The organism is Bradyrhizobium diazoefficiens USDA 110 (assembly GCF_000011365.1).
Lineage (GTDB): Bacteria > Pseudomonadota > Alphaproteobacteria > Rhizobiales > Xanthobacteraceae > Bradyrhizobium > Bradyrhizobium diazoefficiens.
On sequence record NC_004463.1, the window covers coordinates 1,368,231 to 1,389,642 of the forward strand.

General features: G+C 61.7%; 24 protein-coding genes and 1 tRNA gene. 17 read left to right on the forward strand and 8 right to left on the reverse strand.

The window, feature by feature from the left end; all coding sequences use genetic code 11:
* Positions 1–56 precede the first annotated feature (56 nt).
* The 17 genes from BJA_RS06360 to BJA_RS42695 all read left to right on the forward strand — a co-directional run bounded on the left by BJA_RS06360 (position 57) and on the right by BJA_RS42695 (position 14,429).
* Positions 57–995 (forward strand): SDR family oxidoreductase, encoded by a 939-nt coding sequence (locus tag BJA_RS06360; RefSeq protein WP_011084071.1) that lies wholly within the window; start codon positions 57–59, stop codon positions 993–995.
* Positions 996–1,021: 26 nt separating this feature from the next.
* On the forward strand, positions 1,022–1,681 hold the full coding sequence (locus BJA_RS06365; RefSeq protein ID WP_038965313.1) for an NAD-dependent epimerase/dehydratase family protein: 660 nt from the start codon (positions 1,022–1,024) through the stop codon (positions 1,679–1,681).
* 81 nt (positions 1,682–1,762) lie between these two features.
* Positions 1,763–2,206 (forward strand): DUF2948 family protein, encoded by a 444-nt coding sequence (locus BJA_RS06370; protein ID WP_028173638.1) that lies wholly within the window; start codon positions 1,763–1,765, stop codon positions 2,204–2,206.
* A gap of 276 nt (positions 2,207–2,482) precedes the next feature.
* The gene (gene hisD, locus BJA_RS06375; protein WP_011084074.1) at positions 2,483–3,778 is read left to right on the forward strand and encodes a histidinol dehydrogenase; all 1,296 of its coding nucleotides are present in this window, start codon (positions 2,483–2,485) and stop codon (positions 3,776–3,778) included.
* Positions 3,775–4,272: a UPF0262 family protein gene (locus BJA_RS06380; protein WP_011084075.1), complete on the forward strand. Its 498-nt coding sequence runs from the start codon at positions 3,775–3,777 to the stop codon at positions 4,270–4,272. The genes hisD and BJA_RS06380 overlap by 4 nt, the downstream gene beginning before the upstream one ends.
* A gap of 6 nt (positions 4,273–4,278) precedes the next feature.
* Entirely contained in the window at positions 4,279–4,746 is a 468-nt protein-coding gene (locus BJA_RS06385) for a low molecular weight phosphatase family protein (protein ID WP_011084076.1), read from the forward strand.
* A 155-nt stretch (positions 4,747–4,901) separates the two neighbouring features.
* Positions 4,902–5,531, forward strand: a complete 630-nt coding sequence (locus BJA_RS06390; protein WP_011084077.1) for a Maf-like protein — start codon at positions 4,902–4,904, stop codon at positions 5,529–5,531.
* A gap of 166 nt (positions 5,532–5,697) precedes the next feature.
* Positions 5,698–5,880: a DNA gyrase inhibitor YacG gene (gene yacG, locus BJA_RS06395; RefSeq protein WP_011084078.1), complete on the forward strand. Its 183-nt coding sequence runs from the start codon at positions 5,698–5,700 to the stop codon at positions 5,878–5,880.
* Between the two features lie 197 nt (positions 5,881–6,077).
* Positions 6,078–6,153: transfer RNA gene (locus BJA_RS06400), tRNA-Phe, on the forward strand.
* An 85-nt stretch (positions 6,154–6,238) separates the two neighbouring features.
* Positions 6,239–7,111, forward strand: a complete 873-nt coding sequence (locus BJA_RS42580) for a hypothetical protein (RefSeq protein WP_063921383.1) — start codon at positions 6,239–6,241, stop codon at positions 7,109–7,111.
* Between the two features lie 26 nt (positions 7,112–7,137).
* Positions 7,138–7,965, forward strand: a complete 828-nt coding sequence (locus tag BJA_RS43955) for a tetratricopeptide repeat protein (protein ID WP_162494052.1) — start codon at positions 7,138–7,140, stop codon at positions 7,963–7,965.
* 90 nt (positions 7,966–8,055) lie between these two features.
* The gene (locus tag BJA_RS06415; protein WP_011084081.1) at positions 8,056–8,679 is read left to right on the forward strand and encodes a hypothetical protein; all 624 of its coding nucleotides are present in this window, start codon (positions 8,056–8,058) and stop codon (positions 8,677–8,679) included.
* Positions 8,679–9,314, forward strand: a complete 636-nt coding sequence (locus tag BJA_RS06420) for a hypothetical protein (RefSeq protein WP_162494053.1) — start codon at positions 8,679–8,681, stop codon at positions 9,312–9,314. The genes BJA_RS06415 and BJA_RS06420 overlap by 1 nt, the downstream gene beginning before the upstream one ends.
* A complete protein-coding gene (locus tag BJA_RS06425) occupies positions 9,311–9,706 on the forward strand; it encodes a hypothetical protein (protein WP_011084083.1) in 396 nt (131 codons plus the stop codon). Before BJA_RS06420 ends, BJA_RS06425 begins: the two co-directional genes overlap by 4 nt.
* A gap of 32 nt (positions 9,707–9,738) precedes the next feature.
* Positions 9,739–10,185 carry a thermonuclease family protein gene (locus BJA_RS06430; RefSeq protein WP_011084084.1) on the forward strand — a complete coding sequence of 149 codons (447 nt, stop codon included), beginning with the start codon at positions 9,739–9,741 and terminating at the stop codon, positions 10,183–10,185.
* Between the two features lie 2,256 nt (positions 10,186–12,441).
* Positions 12,442–13,071, forward strand: coding sequence for a hypothetical protein (locus tag BJA_RS06435; protein ID WP_011084086.1), 630 nt, complete (start codon positions 12,442–12,444; stop codon positions 13,069–13,071).
* A 485-nt stretch (positions 13,072–13,556) separates the two neighbouring features.
* Entirely contained in the window at positions 13,557–14,429 is an 873-nt protein-coding gene (locus BJA_RS42695) for a hypothetical protein (protein WP_011084087.1), read from the forward strand.
* 43 nt (positions 14,430–14,472) lie between these two features.
* Here the strand turns inward: BJA_RS42695 and BJA_RS06445 are convergent, their stop codons facing one another.
* From BJA_RS06445 to mdcA, 8 genes are all read right to left on the reverse strand, one after another.
* On the reverse strand, positions 14,473–15,093 hold the full coding sequence (locus BJA_RS06445; RefSeq protein ID WP_038965325.1) for a hypothetical protein: 621 nt from the start codon (positions 15,091–15,093) through the stop codon (positions 14,473–14,475).
* Between the two features lie 209 nt (positions 15,094–15,302).
* Positions 15,303–16,223, reverse strand: a complete 921-nt coding sequence (locus BJA_RS06450; RefSeq protein WP_011084089.1) for an acyltransferase domain-containing protein — start codon at positions 16,221–16,223, stop codon at positions 15,303–15,305.
* Positions 16,223–17,071 (reverse strand): triphosphoribosyl-dephospho-CoA synthase MdcB, encoded by an 849-nt coding sequence (gene mdcB, locus BJA_RS06455; RefSeq protein WP_011084090.1) that lies wholly within the window; start codon positions 17,069–17,071, stop codon positions 16,223–16,225. Before mdcB ends, BJA_RS06450 begins: the two co-directional genes overlap by 1 nt.
* A complete protein-coding gene (gene mdcG, locus BJA_RS06460; RefSeq protein ID WP_011084091.1) occupies positions 17,068–17,715 on the reverse strand; it encodes a malonate decarboxylase holo-[acyl-carrier-protein] synthase in 648 nt (215 codons plus the stop codon). The genes mdcB and mdcG overlap by 4 nt, the downstream gene beginning before the upstream one ends.
* Complete coding sequence (mdcE, locus tag BJA_RS06465) at positions 17,708–18,448, reverse strand: biotin-independent malonate decarboxylase subunit gamma (protein WP_011084092.1); 741 nt, start codon at positions 18,446–18,448, stop codon at positions 17,708–17,710. Before mdcE ends, mdcG begins: the two co-directional genes overlap by 8 nt.
* Positions 18,435–19,349, reverse strand: coding sequence for a biotin-independent malonate decarboxylase subunit beta (locus tag BJA_RS06470; protein ID WP_011084093.1), 915 nt, complete (start codon positions 19,347–19,349; stop codon positions 18,435–18,437). The genes mdcE and BJA_RS06470 overlap by 14 nt, the downstream gene beginning before the upstream one ends.
* Positions 19,346–19,663 carry a malonate decarboxylase acyl carrier protein gene (gene mdcC, locus BJA_RS06475; RefSeq protein WP_028173631.1) on the reverse strand — a complete coding sequence of 106 codons (318 nt, stop codon included), beginning with the start codon at positions 19,661–19,663 and terminating at the stop codon, positions 19,346–19,348. The genes BJA_RS06470 and mdcC overlap by 4 nt, the downstream gene beginning before the upstream one ends.
* Before the next feature lie 10 nt (positions 19,664–19,673).
* Positions 19,674–21,320, reverse strand: coding sequence for a malonate decarboxylase subunit alpha (gene mdcA, locus BJA_RS06480; RefSeq protein WP_011084094.1), 1,647 nt, complete (start codon positions 21,318–21,320; stop codon positions 19,674–19,676).
* Positions 21,321–21,412 lie beyond the last annotated feature (92 nt).

Here is a 21,412-nt window from a genome sequence, read left to right on the forward strand (position 1 = left end):
CACATTTAGACCGGTCGCGGGCCTTATTCCACCCCCTGATAGCCTGGAGCTATGGCATGACCGACTGGACCACGGCAGACATCCCCTCCCTCAGCGGCAGGACCGCCGTCGTGACCGGCGCGACGGGCGGGCTCGGCTACGAGACGGCGATGGCGCTGGCGGGCGCCGGTGCCATTGTCATACTCACCGGACGCAACGACGCAAAGGGACTGCGGGCGATCGAGGGCATTTGCGAGCGGTTTCCCGATGCGCTGATCGCCTACGAGCATCTCGACCTCGCCAGCCTGTCCTCCGTGGCCGATTTCGCCAAGCGCTTTGCCGCCGGCAACGAGCAGCTCGACCTCCTCGTCAACAATGCCGGCGTGATGGCGCTGCCGAAACGGCAGCAGACCGAGGATGGCTTCGAGATGCAGCTCGGTACCAACTATCTCGGCCATTACGCGCTGACGGCGCGCCTGTTGCCGCAGCTTCGCCGGGCGAAAGCGTCTCGAATCGTCAATCTCTCGAGCCTCGCGCACCGCTCCGGCGCGATCAATTTCGATGATCTGCAAGGCAAGCGTTCCTATCGTCCGTGGCGGGCCTACTGCCAGTCCAAGCTGGCGATGCTGATGTTTGCCTTGGAATTGCAGCGTCGCAGCCTCGCCGCCGGCTGGGGCGTGACCAGCGTTGCCGCCCATCCCGGCTACGCGCGGACCGATCTCATTGCGAACGGGCCGGGCGCCAACACGCTCCAGTGGCGCGTCGGCCGTTGGCTGCAGCCGTTTATCAGCCAGTCCGCCGCCGAGGGCGCGCTGCCCACGCTGTTCGCGGCGACCTCGCCGGCGGCCGAGCCCGGCGGCTATTACGGTCCGAACAGGTTCTATGAATTGAAGGGGCCGCCAGCGCCGGCGAAAATCACGCCGCAGGCCAGGGATTTCGCCGCGGCGGCCATGCTGTGGGATGTCTCGGCAACGCTGACCGGTGTATCCTTCGACGACATCGCGGTCGCCGCATGAGCCGCGACGCTGTTGGGGACGTCCCGATGCAAGTCATCATCTTTGGCGCGACCGGCATGGTCGGGCAGGGCGTCTTGCGCGAGTGCCTGGTCGATGCCGGCATCGACCGCGTGCTCGTGGTCGGCCGCAGTCCGACCGGCGTGCGCAACGCCAAGCTCACCGAGATCATCCACGACGATTTCACGAACTATTCGGCGATCGAGTCTCAACTGACCGGCTTCGACGCCTGTTTCTTCTGCCTCGGCGTCTCCTCGATCGGCATGAGCGAGGAGCGCTATCGTCATCTCACCTATGACCTCACGCTCGCCGCGGCGACGACGCTGGCGCGGCTCAATCCGCAGATGACTTTCACCTATGTCACTGGCGCCCACACCGACTCCACCGAGCAGGGCTCGCGGATGTGGGCGCGGGTCAAGGGCAAGACCGAAAACGATCTGCTCAAGCTGCCGTTCAAGGGCGCCTACATGTTCCGGCCCGGCGCGATCCAGCCCCTGCATGGTGCCCGCTCCAAGACCGCCTGGGTGCAGGCCGTGTATGCCGCAACCTGGCCACTCTGGTCGGTGCTGCGCCGGATTTCGCCGCGGCTCGTCACCTCCACCGAGCAGATGGGCCGCGCCATGATCCGCGTCGCCCGGGAGGGGTATCCGCGCAAGGTGCTGGAGATGGAGGATATCAATAGCCTCTAGTCCGCCGGGTCGTTAGTTCTAAGGAAATTTCCGCGGCCGCGCGCGTTGGGCCGTATCCGCCCCCGAGGAGAAATGCCGGCGATGTCGCCCCAGCTCAAACTGATCGCGCTCGATGCCGACGATCTCGCCGTGATCTCCACCCATGTGCAGGATGCCCGGGTGCAGGCCTCGGACATCATCTGGCGGCAGAGCGAGAAACGGCTGGTGGTCGGCATGAGCCGGCTGGACTGGGAGCAGACGCTGGACGGCGAGACCGAGCCGCGCCGGCTGGTCGCCGCGCTCCGCTTCGACCGCGTGCTTGCCTGCAAATCGCGCAACATCGACCTCGGAGCCCCGGACGAGGTTCTGGACCTCGTCGGCATCGAGTTTCACCCCCAGGACGGCCACGACGAGGAGCCCGGCGGCAGCGCCCTGCTCTTGTTCGCCCAGGGCGGCGCCATCCGCCTCGATGTCGAATGCCTCGAATGCGAGCTGACCGATCTCGGGGCGGACGAACTGGGGACGGGGATCGAAGCGGAGGGGTGAGGAATGGGAATGACCCCACTCCTGCTGTCGTCCTGGCGAAAGCCAGGACCCATTACCACCGGTGGTCGTGATGGAGTGGGCCGGAACCACATCCTGCTTCAATTACAACAAGTTGGGGTAATGGGTCCTGGCTTTCGCCAGGACGACATCGAAGCAGGATGGCGATGGGCGACGACGACGTCTCGCAAGGGTTGACGGCGGGAGGCCGTCGCGCCATTGAGCAGGGGACCTGGTGCGCCAATCGCCCCGAGAAACCAGCCAGAAGCCAAGCCAGACATGCCCGTTCGCCTCGACCGCAGCAGCGCCGATTTTGACCAGCGATTCGCGGCCTTCCTCGCCGCCAAGCGCGAGGTCTCGGCCGACGTGGAGGCCGCCGCGCGCGCGATCGTCGACGACGTGGCGAGGCGCGGCGACGCGGCCCTTCTCGAGGCCACGGCGAAGTTCGACCGGCTGACACTGGACGCATCCGGCCTTCGCGTCTCGGCCGCCGAGATCGAGGCTGCGGTGAAGGCCTGCGATGCCGCGACGCTGGATGCCTTGAGCCTCGCGCGCGACCGCATCGAGACCTATCATCGCCGCCAATTGCCGAAGGACGAGCGCTTCACCGATCCGCTCGGCGTCGAGCTCGGCTGGCGCTACACCGCGATCGAGTCCGCCGGCCTCTACGTGCCCGGGGGAACTGCCGCCTATCCGTCCTCGGTGCTGATGAACGCGGTGCCCGCGAAGGTCGCCGGCGTCTCGCGCCTCGTGATGGTGGTGCCCTCGCCGGACGGCAAGCTCAATCCGCTGGTGCTGGCGGCGGCAAGGCTCGGCGGCGTCACCGAGATCTACCGCGTCGGCGGCGCGCAGGCCGTCGCCGCGCTCGCGCACGGCACCGCCACCATCGCGCCGGTCGCAAAAATCGTCGGCCCCGGCAATGCCTATGTCGCCGCAGCCAAACGGCTGGTGTTCGGCAAGGTCGGCATCGACATGATCGCCGGTCCCTCCGAGGTGCTGGTCATTGCCGACGACACCGGCAATGCCGACTGGATCGCCGCCGACCTGCTCGCGCAGGCCGAGCACGACACGAGTGCGCAATCGATCCTGATCACCGATTCCGCACGCCTTGCCGCCGATGTCGAGAAGGCGGTCGAGGCGCAGCTGAAGACGCTGCCGCGCACCGCGATCGCGAGCGCCTCCTGGGCCGACTTCGGCGCCATCATCATGGTGAAGAATCTCAACGACGCCATCCCGCTTGCGGATGCGATTGCCGCCGAGCATCTCGAGATCATGACGACCGATCCCGACGCGCTCGCCGCAAGGATCCGCAATGCCGGCGCGGTGTTCCTCGGCGCGCATACGCCGGAGGCGATCGGCGATTATGTCGGCGGCTCCAACCACGTGCTGCCGACGGCGCGCTCGGCGCGGTTCTCCTCGGGCCTCTCGGTGCACGACTTCATGAAGCGCACCTCGATCCTGAAATGCGGCCCGGATCAGCTTCGTGCGCTGGGACCCGCCGCGATGACGCTTGGCAAGGCGGAAGGGCTGGACGCCCATTCGCGCTCGATCGGATTGCGCCTCAATCTGTCATGACAAAGCCGCCCGAACAGGACGACTCCAACAATCGCATCGTCGCGGTCACCCTCGACGAGGAATCGATCGGCCGTTCCGGGCCCGACATCGAGCATGAGCGCGCGATTGCGATCTACGACCTGATCGAGCAGAACCTGTTCGCGCCGGAGGGCGCCGACGGGAAGGGGCCGTTCACGCTGCATATCGGCATCACCGGCAACCGCCTGATGTTCGACATCCGCCGCGAGGACGGCGCGCCCGTGGTCGTGCATCTGTTGTCGCTGGGGCCGTTCCGCGGGATCGTGAAGGACTATTTCATGATCTGCGACAGCTATTACCAGGCGATCCGCACCGCGACCCCGGACAAGATCGAGGCCATCGACATGGGCCGCCGCGGCATCCATGACGAGGGATCGCGCACGCTCCAGGAGCGGCTGAAGGGCAAGGTGCGGGTCGACTTCGAGACCTCGCGCCGGCTGTTCACGCTCATTACTGTTCTGCACTGGAAGGGGTAAGCGCGGATGGCTGCGCCCCCACGCGCACGCGATCCGCAATCGGTGCTGTTCGCCTGCGCGATGAACAGCGTGCGCTCGCCGATGGCCGAGAGCCTGCTGCGGCACATGTTTCCGCAGGGCCTCTACGTGAAGTCGGCCGGCGCCAGGAAGGGCGAGCTCGATCCTTTCGCCGTTGCCGTGATGGCCGAGCTCGGCCAGGACATCTCCGTCCACAGGCCGCAGACCTTCGAGGAGCTGGAGGACTGGGAGGGGCTGAATTTCGACCTCATCATCACGCTGTCGCCGGAGGCGCATCATAAGGCGCTGGAGCTGACCCGCACGCTCGCGGCCGACGTCGAATACTGGCCGACCCAGGATCCCACCACCATCGAAGGCAGCCGCGACCAGAAGCTCGCCGCCTACCGCGAGGTCTGCGACCAGCTGCTGCTGCGCATCCGCCGGCGCTTCGCGAAAGTGGGGGCGGCGAGCGGGTAGCATCCGGCGGGCGTAACACCCGCGTCACAGACTGCAGGCACAGGCATGTCGGACACCTCGAATCAGCAAAGTCCGGGTTCCCGGGTTGTGAAATCAGCCCCCTTCCGATAGGTTCCGCGCGCAATTCACCCCTGCCTCATCCCCAAAATCACCTGATGCTTGGCCGCCCCAAATTCGTACTTGCCTCCGGTTCGCCGCGGCGCCTGTCGCTGCTCAACCAGGCCGGCATCGAGCCGGATGCGCTCCGGCCGGCCGACGTCGACGAGACGCCGAAGCGGGGCGAGCTGCCGCGCGCCTGCGCCAATCGCCTCGCAAGGGCCAAGGCGGATGCGGCGCTGAAATCGGTGCAGCTCGACGACGAACTGCGCGGCGCCTTCATCCTCTCCGCCGACACGGTGGTGGCGGTCGGCCGCCGCATCCTGCCCAAGGCTAACCTCGTGGACGAGGCGGCGCAGTGCCTGCGGCTGCTCTCGGGCCGCAATCACCGCGTCTACACCGCGATCTGCCTCGTCACGCCTCGCGAGGCCTTCCGCCAGCGCCTGGTCGAGACCCGCGTCCGCTTCAAGCGCCTGTCGGAAGACGACATCCAGGCCTATATCGGCTCCGGCGAATGGCGCGGCAAAGCCGGCGGCTACGCCGTGCAGGGCATCGCCGGCTCCTTCGTGGTGAAGATGGTGGGGTCCTACAGCAACGTTGTCGGCCTGCCGCTCTACGAGACCACGACGCTGCTCGGCGGCGAGGGCTTCCCGATCCGCTTCGGCTGGCTCAACGCCACCGCCGTGTGAGCGCGAATGCCGCGCCGGACGGGTCTTAACAAAAATCTCGAAAACAACCCCATGCACAGTAGAATTGGCCCGCGGGACCCGGGCCGCGACGCCTGCGCGTCCGCCCGAGGAACCTGTTTGCGGACAGGCTCTTGAACGTTTTCACCCCGTGTAAGCTGCCGACATCATGGACGACCAGGTCAAAATGCCCACCGGCCCGCTCAAAACCTGCCCGATCTGCGGCAAGCCCGCCGTGCAGGCCACCCACCCGTTCTGCTCCTCGCGCTGCCGTGATGTCGACCTGAACCGCTGGCTGAAAGGCTCCTACGTCATTCCCGGCCGCGACGACGAGGTGGATGACGTTGAATAGAAAAGTAATATCAATTACTTAATTGAGTTTCCAGCGTGCCGCACGCCAGCCGCGGCAACGCCACCCCACCTTGTGCACAGCCGGGCCGCGCCCGGCGTAGCCTTCAGGCGAAGCCGGGTGGACAGGCGGCCTTCAGCCCACTATAAACCGCCCGCTCGATGGGCCTTGACCTTCTCTTTGGGTCCTTCCCTCAGCACGCCCAGGTAGCTCAGTTGGTAGAGCATGCGACTGAAAATCGCAGTGTCGGTGGTTCGATTCCGCCCCTGGGCACCATCCTCTTGAAGGTTCCTTTTCCTTCAATAAGTTAAACCCCTACAGTGACTTGCGCTCGCCCGACTGTGTAACAACGGTGAGCAACATGCTGTATCGGGTGGTGCGTCCAATGAAGCGCGATGGCTCGCGGTTTCAGCTCTATGTGCGACGGATTCCGGTGGATGTGCGGGAGCGGCTCGTTGGTCGCACACTGCATTTTCCGCTCGGTGCGGAGACGCATGCGGTGACGATCTCGCCCCGTGCTCAGGCCATCCGGTTTTCCCTTCGAGCCGATGAGCCGGCAGAGGTCAAAACGAGGATCGCGGCGGCCGATCAGTATCTTGAGCGCATCCTCCGCGCCTTCCGGGATGATAGCCCTACCTCCCTCACCAATGCGCAGGCAACGGCCTTGGCCGGACGCCTCTACAGGGCATGGGCCGGGGGTGAGGGACGCGAGCGCACGTATGCAGTGGAGCAGGGCCATGATGGCAAGATGCGTCCGGTGCCGCATGATCCCGAGGACGATGCCGTAATCTTCGAGGCGGCCTTGATGCGTCTTGTGCGCTTGGAGACCATAGGCAAACACGAAATGGATAAGCCGGCACCGCGGCGCAACCCATTTGATCTCGACAATCTTCCACCCGCAGATCAGTGCCCGGAGACTTCTGCCCTTGAGATTCATCTGGGGCGCCTTGTTGATCGATTGCTTCTATCTGAAGGAATTCGGCGGGTTGATGCCGCGTCGCGCGGGCTGCTGCTGAGAGCTTTTTGGCTGGCGCTGCGTGATGCGTTTGAGGTCCGCCTCCGGAATGCTCAAGGCGACTACAGTCCTGACCCGAAGTCGGAACGCTTCCCTGCTTGGGTCGCGCCGAACGGGGACAGTGCTACCATCAAGCAATCGGTCCTAAAGCGGGGCTCGTTGACCTCGTTGCTGCGCAGAAGCTTAATTCTTCGCCAGAACACGTTGGAAAGTCTTTAAGCCGACTTTCCCACGAAGCGAAGGAATTGGGAGTTCCTGAACTTCAGATTGAGTGGGCCGAGCTTGCTGTCAAAGCCAATCCCAGCGACCCCGTTACATTTGCTCATTTGGCTGACGCCTTGATTTCCGCATTTAGGTTCAACGAGGCCTTGGCCGCTATCGACTCTATGAAGTCGCTAGGGGCGTCGCTCTCCGCTGAGAACGCTCGCGCGCGCATCCTGAGAATGACTGGACGCCTTGTGGAAGCTAGAGCGGCCTACAGGGCGGCTGCGCAGGCTCATATGGATGAGCCGGCTGTAGTTCATTCACTGGCTGGAGCGGCCGAAATCTTACGCGATATGAACCGCTACGAGGAGGCGTTGGCGGAGTACACCGAATTGACAGAGACTTACCCGTTAGAGGGCACAATCTGGTGTGGCAGAGCGTCCGTTTTGATGGACCTGGGCCGTTTCGATGAAGCTATATCTACCTTCCGCATCTCTGAGACGCATGGTTCTGCTCTCATTCCAAAGAATGGAACGGCAACAGCGTACAAGAGGCGGGGAGAGTTCACGAAAGCTCTAAAGCTTTTCAACGAAGTCGCGAAGGAATTTCCTAACGATCCAGTAGCACTTTGCGGTCGGGCAGAGATCTATCGGGATCAAGGGAATTTTGAGGCCGCGCTAGATGATTATCGAAGGGCTCGCGATCGATCGCCTTTTAATCCCACTCCCATAATTGGAGTGGTTGAAACCCTTAAGGAGCTGCGTCGGTTCTACGATTTCTGCGCTCAAAGACGCGCTAGGTATCGGATTCGAACCTTTGGCTGCCGTAGTGAAGGATTTAGCAATGACCGCCGCGCTCCTTTCAGCTGACGAAGTTAGTTTCACCGAGCGGCGGACGCGAGGGGATCCGCTACCCAGTTAAGGGAGTTTGAGGCCGCAGTTGAGGGATCGCAGGCTGTCATGAATAGATGGCTGGGAACGCTCTCTTCTTGGGTCGCTGAGGGCGGGCCTCTACTAACGACATTCCACAGCCAAGTGCGTTCAGGTGCGCGGATTCCGCAGGATAACAAGTGGGACGAACAGCGAACTTCGGCGGAAAATACAATCAATCCTGGTTATTTCGATAACCTGAGCTTTTCTGCTCTTTGCTTAAATGGGCGTGGGATGCCGCACTACGGGGACTATAGTGTCACCTTGAAAACCTCGCTGATTTCGTCGCGGTCGTCGGTCTTCGAAGAAAATCCTTTCCTCTTTAACAGGCGGCACGCGGTCTACTCGGGCGACAAGTGCCCACCCGGCTACCGAGCCTCATGGGCGAATCGCTCGAAGCTGGCGGCTTCCAAGCTGGCGTCGAAAATAAATGGGGCTACCACTAATGGGGATTTTCCGGCCATCTTGCTTCAAGAAGATACTACAAATGCCGGTGAGGACGACTTTGTCGAAGTCCATACTTATGGACCGTTGCACCAGCTCACTATACAACATGTGAAAGGTCCAGTGCCTCCCCGGAGGGCTGATCGAGCTTTGTGGAATCAGGTCAAACGAAGGCTCCGCAGCCTCGGCGCTTCATGGGACGAAGTGTGATGGAATTTATTATCTCAGGCCAAGCTGGGGTATTTGCGTCTCTAAAGCCGGCTGCTCTTTACAGCTTGGATGGCGAAGCGCCGGTCGCTCTCAAAGGCCACAATCTAGGATTGGCATTCCACGGGTGTAGTGACACCAAGCGTATTGCTGTTCATTCGGTCGATCAAGCACGGAGGGAGTGCGAGCTAAGCTGGGCGAAAGATCGTTCGCTTCGATGTATCCTGCTATTTCTTGATCCGACTGAAGAGCCAAGTGACCGGCTGGAATTTGCTGAGTGCGCCGAAGAGCTCATCCGGGATTTCTCAACCCGCGCGTTCCTACTCGATCAGCTTTCGTGCTCACCCCTACCGGATTTGACCGACTTTACCTTGGTCGCCAACATAAAGACCTCATGCCCCGAGACCTGGAGCATCCTCGATGAGGTTTTGGCAAATCAGCCGATAATCAGGACCGTTAGTGAGGCGTTGCAAAACAAGCTGAAGGAGTTCTTGGACGATCCGAAGCAGCGCGCCGCAATGTTTGATGCGCTACGGGTGCGCGTGTCGGTGAGATGGCACAGTTACGAAAGGAGGACCTCCACAAGCACGGCCGGGATATCTGGTACCTCACTGTCACGCCTGAGGCGGGCACTGTGAAGACCAACGAAGCAAGGGATGTGGTTCTGCATCCTCACCTGATTGAAATGGGCTTTGTGGAGTTCGTGAGGACTGCACCGCGTGGTCATTTATTCCTGCGGCCTTCTGACGACGGTGGCGAGCAGGAGCGTGTGCTCGGGCCGTTGCAGGGCATCAAGAACAGGCTTGCGGAGTTCGCTCGTGGAGTGGTGCCGGACAAGGGTGTTGCGCCGAACCACGGCTGGAGGCACCGCTTCAAACCAATCGGCGTAAGGTCCGGGATTGACCGCCGAACACTCGATGTGATCTCCGGGCACGCCCTTGAAGGTCGCACCGTGGCGGATGGATATCATGGTGTCGAGCTTGAGGACCAAGCGGCTGCCCTCGCCAAGTATCCCCGCTATAAGATATGATCTTGGGATGTCGGCATATCGGGGAGGGTTAGATGGCGCTGCTCTTTCGCACGTCTCTTGTTATCGTAGCAGTGCTACTTCCGAATCTCGCGTTTGCCGAAATCGTTGGGGACGGTAGAAACGTTATCGATGGAGATACTTTTGAGATCGCGCTGCCATCTCACTCCGTCAAGATCAGGATTTGCGGCATAGACGCTCCAGAGTCAGGTGAGCCCGGCTCAAGGGAGGCGTGGGCGCAGCTCTCCAAACTTGTCTACCAGAAGACTGTGCGCTGTATTCAAGTGAACCATCCGCCCGGAACGGTCTGTGATGGAAGGTCCAAGTCGAAAAATCGCGATAGGATTGTCGCGCAATGTTTTGCCGATGGGCTGGACATTGGCGCCGAGATGGTCCGTTCTGGTCACGCCTGCGATTGGCGCAAGTTCGATGGTGGTTACTATCAACGGATCACTGGTGGGAAAGTGTGTCAGCGAAACTAGAGCGTGTACTTATAAGACCGATGTTGGCTCTGATGGCTGAGCGGAAATGGTCTGCTCGGTTAGAGCATTTCCGCCAGTGACCCACAAGGGACATCGCCGCGCTTAGAAACGTTCTTTATTGAACAACGTCGGTGTCAGGCCGTCTGTCCGGTAAGCCCGATCAAAGTTTTCTTGGGCTCTGGCACCGCAGGGGATTCTCGAATCATATAACCTAAGTAAATCGTGGTCTGCCCGCAATCGGACCCCGAATAGCATAATATCATTTAGCGCGAATAGACAAATGCCGCCAAAGGCTATCAGTGAGTTGGAATTTGTAAGAGCTGCTCGTCTGATTTTTGGAGCGCGATTCGATTACAGTGATTTAAGGCCCATCAGCGGGATGGGCGATTACGCCCGGATCGTCTGCCGGAGCCATGGGCAATTTGAGCAGCTTGTTAGTCAGCATCTTAGGGGCGCGATCGGATGTTCAGCCTGTAAAGCGTCCGCGCGACGTCTCACTACGAACGAGTTCGTTGCTCGCGCAAAAAAGATTCATAAGGCCAAGTTCGATTACCGTGGAACAAATTACATAGACACTCGAACCGCGATAGATGTCGTTTGTAAGAAGCACGGGCCTTTCAAGGTCACTCCTGCCCTTCACTTGAGGGGTGCCGGAGGCTGTATTGGCTGCAAGACTGGAAGGCTTACAACCGAGCAATTCATCTCGCGTTCTAAGCGTTTGTTCCCTGGCAAGTATGACTACGCCGAAACCTCGTTTACCGCGACGAGCGATTCAATTCGGATGATTTGTCGAACGCATGGGAGTTTCGAGCAGCTAGCAGGCAATCACCTTGCTGGCAGAGAAGGTTGCGCCAAATGTGCGTATCAGAACCGATTCGGATTTGAACGGCAGCCGCACGCAAAACTATCAAGAAGGTCAGAGCGATCAGGCTTCGAGTTGACGAAAAGGCGCCTATCACAAGAAGAGTTCATGAAACGTGCGATTGCGGCGCACAGTCAGCGCTACGATTTATCTCATGCAGTCTATCGAACTCAATCTGACGCTGTTTCAGTAGGATGCAGGCAGCACGGCCTCTTCACTATTGCAGCCCAAAATTTATGGAAAGGTGGAGGCTGTCCAATCTGTTCGCGTGCGGAGCAGGGCATGGGTCGCCGCTTAACGACGGACGAGTTCGTGCTTCGCGCGAAGTCTGTCCATGGCAAAAAATTCAAATATGGAAATACGATATATACGACAGCAAAAACCAAGGTGTCCGTAACTTGCGCGATGCACGGGGATTTCAGTACTCTTCCATCCAATCATCTTGCAGGGCGTGGTTGCCCCAGTTGTAGTCAAGAACGTGCAGTAGCCCTGCTAGGAAAAGGAGCCAGGCACTCGCAAGACGAGGTGATCGCTAGATTTAAGAATGTCCACGGCTCTAACTACCGAATTTCAACGTTAACTGAAAATGCGTTTCGTCTGAATCTCGAAGATAGAACGCTGGTCATGGGCCGTGGCCGCGGATGGATGGGTCAAACGCCGTGGTGGACACCAACTTCTGGAAGCTCGCCGGAGGTTCTAGAGTTCGTAAGAAGAACGCGATTGCTGTTGGGCAGACATTCTAGGCTTAGCCGGGGCGGCGCCAGCCAAAGCAGTCCAGGGAGAAATAGTCCCGGCGCGAGCAGGGACCCATATCAAAGATACGTCGAGGCCTATGAGGTTGAGATCTCGCCAAGGCACGACAAGCTACAAGGAAGCTTCGAGCGCTATCTCGCGAGAGCAGGTGCGACACAAGTCACACCAAACGTGGCGAGCGTCGACCTGCGCTATAACGATGCCACGAGGGGGTTGACGTTCGTGGAAATCAAGCCTTGCGACAAAGCCAGTGCTCGTTACGCGATCCGAACTGCAATTGGGCAGCTGCTTGACTACAGGCAGCGGGCAAACCCAGATGTGTCTCTATTGATCGTCCTTGAAGCAGCGCCTTCCCATGAGGATCGGTCTCTCGCAACCCAGAACGGCTTTGGCGTAGCGTATCCCCTCCGAGGTACATTTGAGGTTTTGTGGCCGACTCCGTCGTAGGTGGGGCTACACTCCACGAAAGTGTAAGCAAGGAAAGGTTGCGGACGGTCCTACCTATGCAAACAATCCTAATTGCAGGATTCCCGATCGAGGAAATATGATCCTGCTTTGCGACTGCTGATTAAAACGATCTTGTAGCTTGTCGCCAGAGCAGGTCCACCCAATAGATACATCATCTTTGAGACATAAAATTCATGAGCGCGGATAAATTGAATCATTCGACCGAAGGCATGATCCAAGTCATTGGCCACCATATACCGTACGAGGTGCGGATGATGCGGCAGACGTACGCGATGCTCGCTGATGGTGCCACATGCCTCTGGTACAGCCAAACTGTGTTGAACGCACTGATTGAGTCATTTGCTATCCATGCCCGGTCATTGATTGAATTCTTTTCGGGCGATCATTCGCCAAGCGAAAATACGGCCGCTGCCAAGCATTTTGCGAAGTCAACGTTCACGCCGTGCTCTGAAGAAGGGCCGAGCAGGACGCTTTTAGGTAAGCTGAATGCGCAGATCGCTCACCCGTCGTATTCTCGATCAGACAAGCCTGAAGACAAGCTCACGGCGGTCGATCGGACTGAACTTATGCAATTCATTGAGAAGGAGCTCAAGCGCTTCTCTCAGGAGATCAAAACGACTTATGAGAAGCATTGGCCGAGCGACATGATTGCTAAGCAAGCAAGCGGATCGGATCAACCTGTGGTTCGTGTTTCAGGGCCTGCCGGAGCAACCTCTCAAATCGGCATAATTGGTCCTACAATACCAGCTGCGCCATCCGGTCCGACAGGGCCGACATTCACGTACCGCACCAATGGTTCTTAGCGCGGAATGTTAACCTGATCCGGCAGCGATGGTACTCAACAGAAGCGAACGGGGGGACCATAGTTCAATCTAATCAATGTAAGAGCGCCGAGCAGTGTGGAGAAATTGCGAGTCCTCTTGAGGGTGCATATGCGCTGTCCTTGGGAAGAGAACGACTTCCTGAAGCTATGGGCGGAGTGGTGAAGATATTCGAGCAGGCAGTGCGGTGACGCTGGAGGCCATAGCGAACGAGCTGAATGGCCCCGAGATGAATGACGCTGCGCGGGGGCCGCTGGTATCCATCCTCGGTGCCGACTTGCTTCGGAGGCTTTGAGGCGCAGAGCGTTCGTTCCGCCGCCCTGCTGCCTGTATGCCCTGCGTGATTGAAGACGGTTCGACCCCTTCAGCCCCCCAGGCCCGGTGGCGGGCATACGGGGGATGTCTCGCTGCCGCCCCCACGGTAGGCTTTTCGCTTGTGTAAGCCCTGAAATTGGCTTGGATGTAAGATGACCCTAGTTGTCGCTAAGGTAACACCTCACCAGATAATCATGTTGGCCGACACGCGGATTCAAAGTCCACGCCAAGAGCGAGCACTACCGGATATAAGAAGGGGCAGCCTAAAGATCACGTTTGTCACCAGCAACGTTGCGATCGCCTTCACCGGTGATCCGGACATCGCGACTGCTGCTATCGCGGACATTCGAGGAGGCCGCACGGGCTTTCAGTCAGTTATCTCAGTCCTCCAAGTCTCAAGTCGCGAGAGTGATAACGAATATCTGGTGGGATTTGCTGGTCCCCGGCGGCTCTTCCACGTTCGCGACGGCAGGGCAAATGAACGGCGGGTGGCTTTCATAGGAGATTCAGTAGGCTTCGAGCGGTTTCAATCGGGCTCCCGTGCTACGTCTGGAGATGACGCGGCGCAAGCAACAATAATTGGCCCAGACGTCCGAGATCAGGCGCTTGTCCACGACCAACTAGCTCGCCTTCAATGCGTGCTTGAGGACCGAAGCGTTCTGAGCGTTGGCGATTTCTTCACGGTCGCGCTTAGTGACGGAGGCACCTTCAGATTTCCATTCGTCGCGACAATGTTCTTTGATGCTGAGTCTAGGCTCTTGGCTCCAGATGGGAGCGCAATACTCAGTTCAACCGGCGAGAAGAGACATCGATTTACGACTTGGTATCCCCGCCAAAAGGGACTCGCGTCATCCGCCTTCGTGTTTCCCGACGCACAGCGAGCGTTTGTATTCTATCAAGCGGAACCCCTTAGCTTTGCGAACCAATGCGAAGTGTTTGACGGCCTCGTTGGAGATCAGCTTGCTGACGAAATTGAGCGCCGCATTGGCATCCGCTTCGAGGTCTTCGAAATTCGACACCACTAGCGTATACTTCGACAAAACGGCCAGGAGCGACCCGACTCCAAAGCTAGTCAGGGAATAGGAACGGAAATTCGGCCGCAGAACTGGCTCTGAGCTTCTGCATCAGTGCAGCGGAGTTGATTGGCCCCTCTGCTTCCTCGTGCTGGGCTAGGTCAAGATAATAGTTTTGTCCGCGGTCCTTGGCGAAGATGATCCAATCACCCGTAAGGCGGTTGGCGTTTGCGCGTTCGGTCATGCCTTGTATGAATACTCTGTACGCTAAAGCTCCCGGCCACTTGTCGGGATCATGACCATGCTGCTCGGCGATCCCGTTCAAGGCCGAGCTCAGGTCGTTGTTGCCAGGCCCCCGTGCGATGTTCCATCTCTCGCCGATGTTGCGGAGCGTGTGGCGAGAGCTGAAATAGTGTGCATGCCAAAATGGGGCTAAGGGCGGATGTTTGAATGGCGCGGGTTGCTTAGACGTTGACAGGGGTCTGCGGCCTTCCAGCGCATCGATCTGACGAAGCACAGGCACTGTGTCGTCCGTCATGACGAGACGGAAAAGTAGCCCGAAACTGACGCGCGACGCGTATGGCGCGCCAAGAAGTACTTCCGATTTCAGGTGAGTGAGCTGCTTGAGGGTGACGCTCAGCTTCTCTGCATCAGGCGGGATTGTTTGATTGGCCATCGGTCCGCGACTCTTAAGGCGTGGATCATACCAAGGAAACAGTGTAACACGACTGGTAAACATCCCCATTGCCTGCTAGAAATTGTTATTACATTTCAACGAAGTCCGTGTCGGACAGCGCAATCCGCCCCTGGGCACCATCCGGCTCTTCCAACAGCCCGATATCCAAAGCAATTCTGTAATTCCAACGGCCTCGCGCTGCCGATTGGCTATTCGGCCGCAATCCAGTTTCGCAGGCCATCGACCGTGCGGAATCCGTCCGCCGCGTAGCAGCGAATGGAGGGAAGGAAGGCCTGCATCATCTCGGCGAGCGCGTGTCCCGGACCGAGATCCAGCACCCTGCTGACGCCCAGCTCCGCAAGGGCTTCCAGCGTCGCCGACCAGTCGATCGGGCGCGCCACCTGCCGGGCGAGCTTTGCGGTTGCGTTGCTCGCGGAGAAGATGCGCTCGCCATCGCCTCCGGCGAGCAGGACGCGCTGGCTTGCAATGGCGGAGCGTGTGCTGGCGTCGAGCGCCAGTTGAAGGGGGCGGCAGGCCTGTTCGAGCTGCCGCGTGTGCGAGGCGATTCTCACGGCGAGCAGACCTGTGCGCGTGGCGCCTTGTCGTATCGCTTCCTCGCAGAGGTCGATCACGTCCTGCTCGGCGCCTCCGACGACAACGAGACGATCGGGGTTCCTGATCGCGATCTCGCAGCGATGCTTCCCGAGCAGGCGTTCGAGCGCGGCCGGGTCGAGCCCGCGGACATAGCCGAGGCGGCCATCGGGGCCGGCGACGCTATCCATCAGGCGCGCGCGAACAGCCGTCAATCGCAAGGCTTCATCGGCGGTCCATATCCCTGCAATGCTCCAGGCGGTCATCTCGCCGACGCTGTAGCCGGTGACGGCCGCAGGTTCGGTCAGGAGATCGGCAATGCAGGCATGGATCGCGAGTGCCGACGTGACAGTCAGGATCTGGCTGACATGGTTTGCGGACAGCTCGTCTGCGCTGTGCGTCCGGACGAACTCCCGCGGATCCTCGCCAAGATGCGCGGTTGCCGCGACGAAAACAGGCTCCGCGGCAGGCTGACCGGCGGCCAGATCGAAGATCTTGTCCGAGAGGGTGCCTTGTCCACCGCAGAGCAGAGCAAGCATCAGGGGTCCAGCCGGTCGACGAAGAGGGCCATGGCCAGCAGATCCGCGGAGCCGCCGGGACTGAGATTGCGTGCCACGAATGCCTGATGAATCTCGATGGCTCGCTCGCGCCAACCGTGACGTCCAACGCCTCCGGCGGCAAGAAATGCGGATGCGCTGTCTTGGGCGTAGCGCAAACCCTCCGCTCCGCCGCGATGCAGGAGGTTGGTGTCGGTGACATCGGCGATGAGCGTCATGCAGGTCTGAACGCGGACCGCTTCCTCATCGCAACGAGCGAGCTCTCGTGCAGCATGCAGCGCGGGCAGGGCGATCTCGTAGACCGATGGGAATCCGCAAGCCGCCTCCGCCCTGGCGCCGCCGGCACCGTAACGCCGCGAGGCCATGGCGCCGTGGCTGCGCAAGGATATCGGACCCGAAAGGATGTCTTCGCCCCAGCGCTGCGACACCAGATCGCCGAGCGATTTGCGAATGCCGAGCGCACCGCGATATCCGGCCGCGGCGCAGAGCAGACCCAGTCCGAAGATCGCGCCGCGATGCGTGTTGACGCCTCCGGTTTCCGCGAGCATGGCGCGCTCGGCGGCGACCCCGATCGCGCGCAAGCGGCTCATGCCGGCGCCTTCGGCTCCGGCAAGCGCCAGATCACGGAGGAATGGCCTCAAGGTATCGGCGCTGCGGCACAGCAACTCGGCGTCCATGTCGCTGTGCGCGCCATTGTCGACATGGCTGACGAGCCCCGGTTTCGGATGGGTTTCAACTTCGAGCTTCAGGCAAAGCGACGCCAGATCACCGAGCTGCGCCGCATCGGGCGCGTTGGCAGGTGTCGATTGCCATCTCAGCGCGACGGTCACGACAGATTCCCCGTCAGAAACGCGGCGCGCGTCGTGCTGATGACGCCGGCGGGCCCTTTCACGAGGACTTCATCGTCGTCAGCACCGATGAGCTCGCGCCATTGGACCCCTCCCGCGCGACCAACGATCTCACCGTCCAGCCGCATCGGCGCCTGGTTCGCAATCCGGCCGATGTCCGACGGCAGAGTGTCGGTTTGCCTTGCCGACGACAGCGGCCAGAGCAGATCGAGGTCCGAACTGTCGGAAAGATAGGGCAGGCCGGTGAGGTGCTGCCAGGCCAGGCTGCCGAAGGTGCGGGTCTCCGGCAGAAGCTGGAGCAGCAGGCCGATCGTCTCCCGCCAGCGCGCAGGTGCCGCGGCGGCCGCATCGGCCAAGGATGGCGGCGGAGCCGATGCGATGATGTCGCCGGGTGCGAGCGCGAACGCGATGCGCCGTTTGCCGTGGCTGGGCGGCAGCGGCAGGCCGAGCGGAATCATGCCGGCGGCATCGCTGCAAGCCGGCCGGCGAACGATGAGGGGGCGGTCGGCGCGCGCCCAGCCGTCGATGATCGGCTCGCTGGCGAGTTCGGGATGGCGGCTCATCACGGCAGCCCATCCGGCGGCCGAGGCCTTCACCATGGTGTGACGCGCGAGCGATTCAGCCATGTTGCGCTCCCTGCTGCGATATCGCGGCGAGTGCGACGACCCGATCGGCGATCTCGGCCGCCTTCCGGCGTCCGCCCCGCTCCGCGCCGAGCCGGCTGCGTTCGTCCCGTCCGGCAGGCTGCGCCAGCACGGCCGCAAGCTGCGGCGCCAGGGGCGCAGTTTCGTCCCAGACGACGTGAATGCCGCCGGTGCGGACCATGTTGTCGAGCCCGGGCGCGAAAACGGGTGTCGCTTCCGCCTTGGCCTTCAGCACCTCGATCGGAAGCTTGGTGACCCGCGCCATCGAGGGCAGATCCATCACGGCGGGATGCGCGCCGGGAAGCGCCACCAGCGTGCCGGTGGCAAGAGCGGTGGCGATGAACGCGCCGGCTGCGCTGCCGCCGTAGAGCAGGCCGACCGTGCGGTGTCCCTCGGCCTCTGCCAGCAGCAGGGCCTTGGCGAGATGCGATAGATATTCGCTGAGGCCGAGCAGTTCGTCGCGCTTGCTCATGCGCTGGCTGGCGGAATCCACCAGGACCAGGATAGGCGCCCGATCGTTGGATTTGATGATCTCGATCACGCGCCCTGCGAGCGCGATCGCCTCGTCCACGCCGAGCGGCTGTCCTTGCGTGATGCCGAGCACGTGGATCGGCCCGCCGTCAGGCAAGGTCGCCTGTCCCGCGATCATCGCGCCGGTCGTTTCGATCTTTCGGCCGTTCGGGAACAGGCCGGCCAGGATGTCATCGGGCGTCATCGGCGTTCTCCCTTGTGTCTGCCGCGCGAAGAAACGCGTCGGTCGGAAGCGCGGGGATCTCGGTCGGCGCGTCGATACCAAGCGCCTGCCAGATTTGGACGGCGTCCTCGGCTTCACCGAAACGCAGCAGGCGCCGCTCCAGGCGCTCCTGCTCGGCTGCGAGAGCGCTGGTGTCGCAGCCACGCTTGATCTTGAGCGCGTCGATCGCGGCCTCGCGAAACGCCAGCGCCTCGTCGTCGACGAACATGTCGGCGCCGCCGATGAGATAGCGGTGCTTGCCGCCCATGGTGCGCCAGACCAGCGCGCGATCGCGCGAGTCGAACTCCTCGATGCCTCTGTTGGTCTCTATCACCTCGGGACCGCTGACGCTGATCCGCCCCTGCTCGGACACGATCAGGCGCGAGCAGGTGCCGGCGATCAGGCTGCCGCCGCCATAGCAGCCGGCACGTCCGCCGATCAGGCCGACGACGTTGATGCCGGCGCGGCGTGCCTCGACCACCGCGCGCATGATCTCTGCGATCGCGAGCTCGCCGGCATTGGCTTCCTGAAGCCGCACGCCGCCGGTGTCGAACAGGATCAGCACGTCGTGCTTGAGCGTACGCGCCGCGCGCAGGAGGCCGGTGAGCTTGGCGCCGTGGACTTCGCCGAAGGCGCCGCCCATGAAGCGTCCCTCCTGCGCGGCAACGAGCACCGGCGACCCCTCCAGGCGGCCACGGCCGATGACGATGCCGTCGTCGAACTGCTCCGGCAGGTCGAAGATCGAAAGATGCGGGCTGATCTCGCGCAGCTCGGGGCCGATGTATTCGGAAAAGCTGCCGGCATCGACCAGCGCGTCGATGCGCTGCCGGGCGCTCGCCTCGTACCAGCTCAGCGAAGCCGTGTTGGCTGCCGCCTGTGTCATCGTTCCGGCTCCTCGATCTTGCGGACGCCTTGCGCAAGGCGCAGCGCAACCGTGTCGGGCCGGGCGCCGCCGTCATTGATGGAGATGCGCAAGCCGCCGGCAGAGCGGCGGGCGACGAAGTCGCGGACCACGGCGTCCCACACCGCGCCGAAGCCGTGAGCTGCGGTTGCGATGTCGATCGTGCACATGTCGGCCGGCGAGGCGCGTTCCAGCAGGACCTCGAGATTGCCGGAGGCGACGACGCCGACGATCGCCTGCGCGCGGGTGCCGCCGGCCGATCTGGCTGCGGTCAGCCTGAAACTGAGTTTTTCCATGCGAAACTCCTCACCAGTTGCGGAAGCGGCTGGGCGGACGGTAGAGGCCGCCGGAGGCCAGCATGAGGTCCTTGATCGAGCGGGCCGCCAGCAGGCGGCGGTCGGCGTCGAGCGGATCGATGCCGAGATCCTCGGGGCGCTGGATCACGCCCCGTTGCCTGAGCTGCTCGACCAGCTTCGCATCGCGCGCGCGTCCGATATCGGTGTATCCGGCGACGCCGCGGATCGCCTGCTCGCGCTCGTCCTTGCTGCGGCACATCAGGAGGTTGGCGATGCCTTCCTCGGTAACGATGTGGGTCACGTCGTCCGAGTAGACCATCACCGGCGCCAGATCGAGCTTGAGCTCGTGCGCCAGCTCGAGCGCATCGAGCCGCTCGACGAAGAGCGGGGCATTGCGCTCGCCGAAGGTCTCGCCGATCTGCACCACCAGCTTGCGGCCGCGGCGCAGCGCGGCGTTGGAGTGGGGGTCCGCCTCGGCACCGGCCTTGAGCCAGGGTTCGCTCGGATGGCGGCGGCCATGTGGATCGGATCCCATGTTGGGTGCGCCGCCGAACCCGGCGATGCGGTTCGTCGTCACCGTCGAGCTGTGGCCCTCGAGATCGATCTGCAGCGTCGATCCGATGAACATGTCGCAGGCATAGAGGCCGGCGGTCTGGCAGAAGGCGCGATTGGACCGCAGCGAGCCGTCGGGGCCGGTGAAGAAGATGTCGGAGCGCGCCGCGACATAGTCCTCCATGCCGACTTCCGACCCGAAGCAGTGGATCTGGTCGACCCAGCCGGATTCGATCGCCGGAATGAGGGTTGGATGCGGGTTGAGCGCGAAGTGGGTGCAGACCTTGCCCTTGAGGCCGAGCTTCTCGCCATAGGTCGGCAGCAACAGCTCGATCGCGGCGGTGTTGAAGCCGATGCCGTGATTGAGGCGGCGCACGCCGTAGGGCGCATAGATGCCCTTGATGGCGAGCATCGCCGTCAGGATCTGGGTCTCGGTGATGGCGGCGGGGTCGCGGGTGAAGAGCGGCTCGACATAGAACGGCCTGCCGGCTTCGACCACGAAATGCACGAGGTCGCCGGGGATGTCGACGCGGGGCACCTTGTCGACGATCTCGGTGACCTGCGCCACCACGAGACCATTTTTGTAACTCGTCGCCTCGACGACGGTCGGCGTGTCTTCGGTGTTCGGTCCCGTATAGAGGTTGCCGTCCTTGTCGGCGCTCACTGCGGCGATCAGCGCGACGTTCGGCGTGAGATCGATGAAGTAGCGGGCGAACAGCTCGAGATAGGTATGGACCGCGCCGAGCTCGATCTTGCGGCCGAACAGCATGCGCGCAATGCGCGCCGCTTGCGGGCCCGAATAGGAAAAGTCGAGCCGCCGCGCGATGCCCTTCTCGAAGATGTCGAGATGGGCCGGCAGGACCACGCCGGACTGCACCATGTGCAGGTCGCTGATCTCAGCGGGGTCGAGGTTCGCAAGCGCCGCGGCGAGGATGTCGGCCTGCTTCTGGTTGTCGCCCTCCAGGCACACCCGGTCGCCTGATCGGATCACGGCCGCGAGAAACGCGGGCAGGCTCGGGAGCGGGACGATCTTTCCCTTCGCGTGCCGCCGGCCGGCCGTCAGGCGCTCTCCCAGAGCGGCCTTTTGCATACCCCAATTGCTCATCTCGGCTCCTTGGCATGCGAGGTTGCCTTCATTTGTATCTAATGTATGCGTATTGCGCCTTAATGTCAATTAGTGTATACGCAAACTCATAA

What these genes read in the sequence shown, in the direction of transcription:
- BJA_RS06360 (WP_011084071.1), top strand. Translation starts at nt 57, where the DNA reads ATGACCGACTGGACCACGGCAGACATCCCCTCCCTCAGCGGCAGGACC.
- BJA_RS06365 (WP_038965313.1), top strand. Translation starts at nt 1,022, where the DNA reads ATGCAAGTCATCATCTTTGGCGCGACCGGCATGGTCGGGCAGGGCGTC.
- BJA_RS06370 (WP_028173638.1), top strand. Translation starts at nt 1,763, where the DNA reads ATGTCGCCCCAGCTCAAACTGATCGCGCTCGATGCCGACGATCTCGCC.
- hisD (WP_011084074.1), top strand. Translation starts at nt 2,483, where the DNA reads ATGCCCGTTCGCCTCGACCGCAGCAGCGCCGATTTTGACCAGCGATTC.
- BJA_RS06380 (WP_011084075.1), top strand. Translation starts at nt 3,775, where the DNA reads ATGACAAAGCCGCCCGAACAGGACGACTCCAACAATCGCATCGTCGCG.
- BJA_RS06385 (WP_011084076.1), top strand. Translation starts at nt 4,279, where the DNA reads ATGGCTGCGCCCCCACGCGCACGCGATCCGCAATCGGTGCTGTTCGCC.
- BJA_RS06390 (WP_011084077.1), top strand. Translation starts at nt 4,902, where the DNA reads ATGCTTGGCCGCCCCAAATTCGTACTTGCCTCCGGTTCGCCGCGGCGC.
- yacG (WP_011084078.1), top strand. Translation starts at nt 5,698, where the DNA reads ATGGACGACCAGGTCAAAATGCCCACCGGCCCGCTCAAAACCTGCCCG.
- BJA_RS42580 (WP_063921383.1), top strand. Translation starts at nt 6,239, where the DNA reads ATGCTGTATCGGGTGGTGCGTCCAATGAAGCGCGATGGCTCGCGGTTT.
- BJA_RS06415 (WP_011084081.1), top strand. Translation starts at nt 8,056, where the DNA reads ATGAATAGATGGCTGGGAACGCTCTCTTCTTGGGTCGCTGAGGGCGGG.
- BJA_RS06420 (WP_162494053.1), top strand. Translation starts at nt 8,679, where the DNA reads ATGGAATTTATTATCTCAGGCCAAGCTGGGGTATTTGCGTCTCTAAAG.
- BJA_RS06430 (WP_011084084.1), top strand. Translation starts at nt 9,739, where the DNA reads ATGGCGCTGCTCTTTCGCACGTCTCTTGTTATCGTAGCAGTGCTACTT.
- BJA_RS06435 (WP_011084086.1), top strand. Translation starts at nt 12,442, where the DNA reads ATGAGCGCGGATAAATTGAATCATTCGACCGAAGGCATGATCCAAGTC.
- BJA_RS42695 (WP_011084087.1), top strand. Translation starts at nt 13,557, where the DNA reads ATGACCCTAGTTGTCGCTAAGGTAACACCTCACCAGATAATCATGTTG.
- BJA_RS06445 (WP_038965325.1), bottom strand. Translation starts at nt 15,093, where the DNA reads ATGGCCAATCAAACAATCCCGCCTGATGCAGAGAAGCTGAGCGTCACC.
- BJA_RS06450 (WP_011084089.1), bottom strand. Translation starts at nt 16,223, where the DNA reads ATGCTTGCTCTGCTCTGCGGTGGACAAGGCACCCTCTCGGACAAGATC.
- mdcG (WP_011084091.1), bottom strand. Translation starts at nt 17,715, where the DNA reads ATGGCTGAATCGCTCGCGCGTCACACCATGGTGAAGGCCTCGGCCGCC.
- mdcE (WP_011084092.1), bottom strand. Translation starts at nt 18,448, where the DNA reads ATGACGCCCGATGACATCCTGGCCGGCCTGTTCCCGAACGGCCGAAAG.
- BJA_RS06470 (WP_011084093.1), bottom strand. Translation starts at nt 19,349, where the DNA reads ATGACACAGGCGGCAGCCAACACGGCTTCGCTGAGCTGGTACGAGGCG.
- mdcC (WP_028173631.1), bottom strand. Translation starts at nt 19,663, where the DNA reads ATGGAAAAACTCAGTTTCAGGCTGACCGCAGCCAGATCGGCCGGCGGC.
- mdcA (WP_011084094.1), bottom strand. Translation starts at nt 21,320, where the DNA reads ATGAGCAATTGGGGTATGCAAAAGGCCGCTCTGGGAGAGCGCCTGACG.